Consider the following 6,133-nt stretch of genomic DNA (forward strand, 5'->3'; position numbering starts at 1 on the left):
GATTTCAAAAAAAGATACTAATTATTTAATACTTTTTCAAGAAACCAATGATTAAAATAAAAATATAAACTGCAAAACCATCAATCATAAAATAAAGTAGAAGTTGCTCCCAGGTAACCTTATCATAAAAAACGCCGATTCCTGAGACAATAGAAATGGTAATAATCAACAAAGCTACAATCAACAATGCAATTGCGGCAAACAGCTTTGTAATACCCCGGCGACGAGCCTTTTTCTGACGCACCGGTCGCTTTTTGAAGAGATCGCGTATGCTGCGGCCAATTATAAAAGCGATGCCGGTAATGCCTATAATAAATATTGCTTCTAACATGTTTTAATCTTTTACATAAATTCTTTTAACTCTTGCAGCCACACTGGTAAGCACTTCATAAGGTATGGTTTCCAACCATCCTGCAACTTCCTCAATTGGTAATTCTGGACCAAATATTATTACCTCATCTCCCACCTCCACTTTTGCGCCCGTAATGTCTATCATTGTCATATCCATACATACATTACCAATCACTGGATATAAATTCCCGTTTATAAAAACCTTGCCTCTGCCATTACTAAGTATTCGCCTGAATCCGTCGGCATAACCAATGGGTATTGTGGCAATTTTTTTCGGGTTGTCGACTTCTCCACTCCGACCATAACCAACAGTTTCACCCGGCATTACATCTCTGATTTGAGCAATACTTGTCCGGAGCCTGCCAACCTGCTTTAGGTCAGCATCTGCTACACTTATTCCGTATAAGCCAATTCCAAGGCGCACATAATCAAACTGGTATTCGTGGAAACGCTCAATTCCGGCACTGTTTAACAGGTGTTTTTTAATGTTTCGATCAAGGGCTAATGCCAGTTTCTTGCACATTGTATTATAAACCCTGGCCTGGTCATGGGTAAAGTTGTCATGCATGGGCTCATCGCTGGAAGCTAAATGAGAAAAAGCAGTTTGCACATACATTGCAGGCTGTTTTTTCAGCTCATCTATCAGATTGTCTATATCAGAAGGATTGAACCCAGACCTGTTCATGCCTGTATTTAATTTAATGTGCACAGGAAACCTTCTTTCTCCCTGCTGCACCAGGTATTTACCCAGGCTCGATAGCATTCCATAATCGAAAACCACAGGTTCAAGCCGGTATCGTACCAGGCTATCAAAATCAGAATTATGTGGATTCATGACCATAATCGGCAAATCGATGCCACGTGCACGTAAATCCACACCCTCATCGGCAAAAGCAACCGCCAGATAGGCTACCCGGTGATACTGTAAAACATTAGCAATTTCGTGCGAACCACTACCATACGAGAATGCCTTAACCATAACAATTATGTCTGCATCGTGCTTTAGCAATGACTTAAAGTAGTTTAAATTGTGTGTTAATGCATTGAGGTTTACCTCAAGTACAGTCCGGTGTGATTTCTCTTCCAAAATTTTATCAACCTCTTCAAAATGGAAGGATCGGCTCCCTTTAAGCAGTACAGTAGTATCTGTAAAATCAAAATCGCCCAGGGCTGCAATTAATTCTGTTGTCGATTTAAAAAAATGGCTATCGAGATGGAAAAGCTCGCGGAATTGCATCAGGTCTTTTCCGACTCCCAGCATCAAATCAGGCTTATGAGCATTAACTAGCACTGATACTTCTTTGTAAAGGTTTTCTTTTGCATACCCACTCTGAAAAATATCTGATAGCACTAAAACCTTTCGTGGATGCTGTTTTTGCTGTTCAAGAAAATCAAGTGCATTAGAAAGCGACCCCAAATCGGAGTTATAGCTATCATTAATAATAGTATTGTGTGCTTTTCCCGATTTCTGCTCCAAACGCATAGGAACAGGTCTGATTTTGGCTACAGCCTTGTAAATAAAATCTGAATCATATCCTAAATAGCATAATACTGTAATGGTGTGCATTAAGTTCTCTACCGATGCTTTATCGCTAAATGGTAATGAAAGGCTTAGTTTTTGATTTGAATACTGAACTTTTAACACACCATCATCGAGATGCGCCTTTACATCGGCCTCTTCTTTAAAAGACCAGGTAAACTTTTTCCTCTCAGTGCAATAAGCTTCAATTTTCTCACTTACCCAATCGCCCTCATTACGATAAATTACCACATCAGCATTTTTGAATAGCCTTAATTTTTCCTCAAGTTTTTGAGTAAATGAACTGAAGTTTTCCTGATGGGCATCACCAAGATTGGTAAACAGACCAATAGTAGGCTTTATAATAGTCTGTAATTTTTCCATTTCGCCCGGAAAAGAAATACCCGCTTCAAAAAGGCCAAACTGGGCACCATCACTGAGCATCCAAACAGAGAGAGGAACACCAATTTGTGAATTATAGCTACCAGGGGTCCTGGTCATCCTTACGATGTCTCCCAGGCTCTGGGCAATCCACTCTTTAACAATTGTTTTACCGTTGCTTCCGGTTACGCCAATAACCGGTAAACTAAAATGCGACCTCCACCATGCAGCAACCGACTGCAAGGCACTAATCACATCATGGACTTTGACGAAATCTGCCTTTTCAAGCCATTGCTTTTCGGGTAATTCTGAAACCACAAATTGTCTGACACCTTTTTTAATTAATGCAGGGATGTATGCATGGCCATTGTGATACTTTCCGGGTATAGCAAAAAACAAAACCTGCTCCGGCAGGGTGAGCTTTCTGCTATCGGTTAACAAATATTTTACCTGACCGCTACACGACCCCACACATTCTCCTTGCGATATTTCTGCAACTTTCTTTAGATTTACCATATCATTCAATTGAAACAGGCACTATTTATGCTTTGTGACTTCTAAATAGCAATTGCGGCAAAGTGGCTCATATTCATCTTTTTCACCCAAAACAACTAAGTCCTGGTTTTTTATCACGCGATGAGAAAACTGGGCTAACCCTCCGCATTTTACACAAATGGCGTGTACTTTCGATACATATTCAGCCATAGCCAGTAGCTGAGGCATTGGCCCAAAAGGATTGCCCTGAAAATCCATATCCAAACCCGCCACTATAACCCGCACGCCCTGATTTGCCAACTGATTACAAACTCTTACCAGGTTTGAATCAAAAAATTGTGCTTCATCAACTCCAACCACATCGTTACCAGAGGCAAGCATTAGTAAATTTTCTGCAGCATCAACAGGTGTTGAACGTATGGCAGTGGCATCATGTGAAACAACATCGCTGTCTGAATACCGCACATCAATTTTAGGTTTGAATATCTCGACCTTTAACTTTGCAATTTGTGCACGCTTGAGTCTTCTGATAAGCTCCTCTGTTTTACCACTAAACATAGAGCCAACAATTACCTCTACCCAACCCGACCGATGGGTCTCTATTATTTCGGAATGTCTCAACATTTAATTTATTCCTTAAAAATCATTCGATTATAAATACTAAATATATGTCAAAAAAAGTCGTTTGTACTAAACAAAATTATAATTTTATTGACAGAAGACAGGGGGATATTTAAAAAAGCATTGAAAAAAGAGGTAACTTCTGTATAATTGGAATATTTCCAATAAATTTGCATGTTAATATAAATCTTCAAACTAAATAATATTGATGAATTTAAAGAGCCTTTTGCGTTACATAAAAAATGATGTATATGAGTTGAGTGAAATACTGGGAGATTTAAAGCCCGGTAAAACATTAACCGAAATGGATATAAAGCTTATTCATTCGCGAATAAGATCGATTTCCGAGGAGTTTAACATGCTGGAGAATGGGCTTACAGATAAGCTCCCAGAGGCAAAAGAAGAGCAAAACGAAAAAATTAAAGAAACGTCAGTTAGTGAGCCGCAAACCCGCTCAAAAAAAACGGAATCAACTACAAAAAGAACGCAACCTACTGAATCCGAAGAGCAGCGAGAACCAAGCCATGAAAACCAGGATATTGAATTTGCCCGGGAAGAAAAACGAGAAAAAACTGATCAAAACACTGATCCTGTGCCAGAAGAAGAGCCTACAGATTTAAATGAAGAAATAGAAGAAAAAATACAGGATGAGATAGAGTATGCAGATACAGCTATCGAATCAGATGAGCCAAAAAAAACCATTGCAGATAAATATACGGGTGTGAAAAATTCAATAAACGAAAAAATTGCAATGCACTTTGACCAGAAGGACCTTGCCTCTAAGTTGCAACAGCACCCCATTGAAGATTTAACCAAAGCCATTAAGCTCAACGATAAAATATGGTTTATCAATGATCTTTTCGAGGGTAACGCTGATTTATACCGGGATACCATTAGTAAATTAAATGCAATGGATGACCTTGAAAGTGCATTGATATTTCTTGAAAACAATTTCGATTTTGATCAGGACAAAGAAAGTTTTAAATCATTCATAGAATTCATTTATCGCAGATACCTCAAATAGCTTATGTTATACATTGTCCCCACACCTATTGGCAACCTGGAAGATATGACTTTTCGCGCAATAAACGTGCTTAAAGCTGCTGAGGTGATTCTGGCAGAAGATACCCGAAAAACAAAAAACCTTCTAGAACACTACGAAATAACTTATGACGAGTTAATTGCATATCATAAATTTAATGAACACAAGCAGCTTCAGAAATTTGTGGAGCTTGCACAGGCAAAAAATGTTGCTTTAGTTACCGATGCAGGGACTCCGGGCATCAGCGATCCCGGCTTTTTACTTATCAGGGAATGCCTGAAAGAAGGTATCCAGGTACTTACACTACCCGGTGCAACCGCCTTTGTGCCTGCACTCGTAAACTCCGGACTGCCATGCGACAAATTCTATTTTGAAGGGTTTCTGCCGCACAAAAAAGGCCGCCAAAAAAGACTTAATTACCTGAAAGAGTTGGATCAAACCATTGTATTGTATGAATCACCCTATCGTATAGTAAAAACACTGGAACAATTATCGGAATTTTTTGGACAGGGTCGGAAAGCTTCTGTTAGCAGGGAAATTTCTAAGATATATGAAGAAACAATAAGAGGAAATTTAATCGAATTAATTGAACACTTTAAAAACAAACCCCCTAAAGGTGAGTTTGTTATAATTATTGAAGGTGCAAATACGTAATTTACTCATAACATTAATTTTTCTTATTGCCCCATATCTTTTGCCGGGCCAACCTCCTCGCGTTATTAATTTCGATAATATTGAAGCGCTACCGCAGGTCAGGATCAATGACATTGCACAAGATTATAAGGGTTTTGTTTGGTTAGCCACTTCAAAAGGATTGTATCAATTTGATGGCCAAAAACACAAGCTTTACGGACGAAGCACTACACTCGAATACTCCAATATTGCAGCCCTTTATGTAAGTAAGCTCGATAGCAGCTTGTGGGTCACGGCAACAGATGGAAGAGCCTGGCAAATAAAAAAAACAAAAATCAAATGCTTAAATAAAGGACAATATTCGGAAACATCCAACGGAACACCTATTCAAAGCAGCTTCAAGGAGACAGATACGACGCTGAGCTTCTATACTTACGGATTGGAAGAATATACCTTTTCTAATGATTCTTTAGTTACAAAAGACACCGTTAATTATCTTTCCATTGCTTTTGATCTTGTTAAAAACTTAAAATCACAATGGCAGCAAAAAGTTGCCTTGTTCCTGCAACTCAATCTGGTTGATTTATACAATGATAAACGGTTTAAGAAAGGCAATATCATGCTTTTCAGTAATGGCAACCAGGCCACAATAAGTTTTGGTAACTTAACCATTACAGCAAATAGTGAAGAAATTAAATACAGCTTCAGTCCCAACATCATACTTGAAATGATACAAGTAGAAGGTACTGTACTGAAAAGTATTTCTGGAATTGGGCTCATTATTCAAAGACCTGAACAAAACCCAGATACAATTTTAACCAACCATACACTTACGAAACTTTTTGCAGACAGGAAAAATGGAATCTGGGCAGGCAGCGACAATGGAGACCTCTTCTACATTCAAAACATAGAATCGGATCACTACCAGTATCCTTTTTCAGACATTGCCACATACAAAAGTAAAGTTGTGTTATCTGAAAAAAGCGGGGCACTCTACGCCTTAGAAGATAGTAAAATAAAGCAAATTGGGAAGATACCTTTCCAGGTTAATCGGCTTCATTTTATAGATTCCAACAAATTATTAGTGCTGG

6 protein-coding genes are annotated in these 6,133 nt (G+C 38.6%); 3 read left to right on the forward strand and 3 right to left on the reverse strand.

Translation table 11 applies throughout. From position 1 onward, the window contains the following. Positions 1-25: 25 nt before the first annotated feature. The 3 genes from VJ937_RS01425 to VJ937_RS01435 are packed head-to-tail and all read right to left on the reverse strand — an operon-like array spanning position 26 to position 3,370. Positions 26-331, reverse strand: a complete 306-nt coding sequence (locus VJ937_RS01425; RefSeq protein WP_324065134.1) for a hypothetical protein — start codon at positions 329-331, stop codon at positions 26-28. Positions 332-334: 3 nt separating this feature from the next. Continuing rightward, the gene (locus VJ937_RS01430; protein ID WP_324065135.1) at positions 335-2,767 is read right to left on the reverse strand and encodes a bifunctional UDP-N-acetylmuramoyl-tripeptide:D-alanyl-D-alanine ligase/alanine racemase; all 2,433 of its coding nucleotides are present in this window, start codon (positions 2,765-2,767) and stop codon (positions 335-337) included. Between the two features lie 21 nt (positions 2,768-2,788). Further along, positions 2,789-3,370, reverse strand: a complete 582-nt coding sequence (locus tag VJ937_RS01435) for a thymidine kinase (protein WP_324065136.1) — start codon at positions 3,368-3,370, stop codon at positions 2,789-2,791. Between the two features lie 205 nt (positions 3,371-3,575). Between VJ937_RS01435 and VJ937_RS01440 the strand changes: the two genes are divergently transcribed. The 3 genes from VJ937_RS01440 to VJ937_RS01450 form a co-directional block, all read left to right on the forward strand. Further along, positions 3,576-4,391: a hypothetical protein gene (locus VJ937_RS01440; RefSeq protein ID WP_324065137.1), complete on the forward strand. Its 816-nt coding sequence runs from the start codon at positions 3,576-3,578 to the stop codon at positions 4,389-4,391. Positions 4,392-4,394: 3 nt separating this feature from the next. Continuing rightward, complete coding sequence (gene rsmI, locus VJ937_RS01445) at positions 4,395-5,063, forward strand: 16S rRNA (cytidine(1402)-2'-O)-methyltransferase (protein ID WP_324065138.1); 669 nt, start codon at positions 4,395-4,397, stop codon at positions 5,061-5,063. Beyond that, on the forward strand, positions 5,050-6,133 hold a 1,084-nt coding region (locus VJ937_RS01450), incomplete at its 3' end, for a two-component regulator propeller domain-containing protein (RefSeq protein ID WP_324065139.1). The genes rsmI and VJ937_RS01450, both read left to right, overlap by 14 nt.

The sequence above is a fragment of the Salinivirga sp. genome, assembly GCF_035268865.1.
Taxonomy (GTDB): Bacteria; Bacteroidota; Bacteroidia; order Bacteroidales; family Salinivirgaceae; genus Salinivirga.

What these genes read in the sequence shown, in the direction of transcription:
- VJ937_RS01425 (WP_324065134.1), bottom strand. Translation starts at nt 331, where the DNA reads ATGTTAGAAGCAATATTTATTATAGGCATTACCGGCATCGCTTTTATA.
- VJ937_RS01430 (WP_324065135.1), bottom strand. Translation starts at nt 2,767, where the DNA reads ATGGTAAATCTAAAGAAAGTTGCAGAAATATCGCAAGGAGAATGTGTG.
- VJ937_RS01435 (WP_324065136.1), bottom strand. Translation starts at nt 3,370, where the DNA reads ATGTTGAGACATTCCGAAATAATAGAGACCCATCGGTCGGGTTGGGTA.
- VJ937_RS01440 (WP_324065137.1), top strand. Translation starts at nt 3,576, where the DNA reads ATGAATTTAAAGAGCCTTTTGCGTTACATAAAAAATGATGTATATGAG.
- rsmI (WP_324065138.1), top strand. Translation starts at nt 4,395, where the DNA reads ATGTTATACATTGTCCCCACACCTATTGGCAACCTGGAAGATATGACT.